Origin of the sequence: Gluconobacter thailandicus F149-1 = NBRC 100600, from assembly GCF_000964465.1 — a bacterium.
GTDB classification, from domain to species: Bacteria; Pseudomonadota; Alphaproteobacteria; order Acetobacterales; family Acetobacteraceae; genus Gluconobacter; species Gluconobacter thailandicus.
The window spans coordinates 1-882 of the sequence record NZ_BANH01000168.1 but is presented as its reverse complement, the minus strand read 5'-3'; the positions used below and the strand labels follow the sequence as shown (position 1 = coordinate 882).

The 882-nt window shown below is 62.0% G+C and carries 1 pseudogene; it reads left to right on the top strand.

Going from position 1 to position 882, the window contains the following annotated elements:
• Positions 1-33 precede the first annotated feature (33 nt).
• A pseudogene (locus B7444_RS16220) lies at positions 34-882 on the top strand (DDE-type integrase/transposase/recombinase); the annotation flags it as partial.

The window sequence follows — 882 nt, the reverse complement described above, 5'->3', positions numbered from 1 at the left end:
GCGCTTTACCCCCGTCAGTGATGAGGTGCTGTGATGATGCAGATCCACCCCCAGGCACGAACCACCCCCGCGGTGCGAGCAGAGATCGCACGATCCACCGAGCCTACGAGCGTCGTTGCCAGGCGCTATGGCATCAGCGACGAAACAGTCCGCAAATGGCGTAAGCGCGGTGAGCAGGCGTGTCACCGAGGAGGAGCGCGCGATTATCTGTGCCGTGCGGCGAGCGACGGGCTTTCCACTCGATGACCTGACCTTCGTGCTTCGCCACTTTCTGCCGCATCTCAACCGCGACAACATCTATCGTGTCCTGCGGGCCGAAGGCCTGAATCGACGCCCCGCGAAGACGGCGACCCGGCCCGCCAAAGGGCAAGGCCGGTTCAGCGAGTATGATCTCGGCTACGTCCATATTGACGTCAAGCATCTGCCAAAGCTGCGCACTGCCGACGGTGAGGTGCGCAAGCGCTCCCTCTATGTCGCTATCGATCGCTGCTCGCGCTTCGTGCACCTCGCCGTTTGCGACGCCGAAAACGCGGCAAACGCGGTCGCATTCCTGGCCGCAGCGCGAAACGCATTTCCCTTCCGCATCACCCATGTGCTCACGGATCGCGGATCCTGCTTCACCGCCGATGACTTCGAACGCGCCTGCGCGGAGCTCAAGGTCATCCGCCGCACGACCAAGCCCTATACGCCGCAAACCAATGGCATGGTCGAACGCTTCAACGGTCGCATCGCAAGCGAAGTTCTCGGTATCAACGTCGCCGGCCATACCGATCTCGAAACGCTGCTCACCGGCTTCAACCATGCCTACAACCGACGACGACAGCGCGTTCTCTCCGGTCTGTCACCTGTCGATACTGTCCGCCAGAGGCTTGAACACAACGG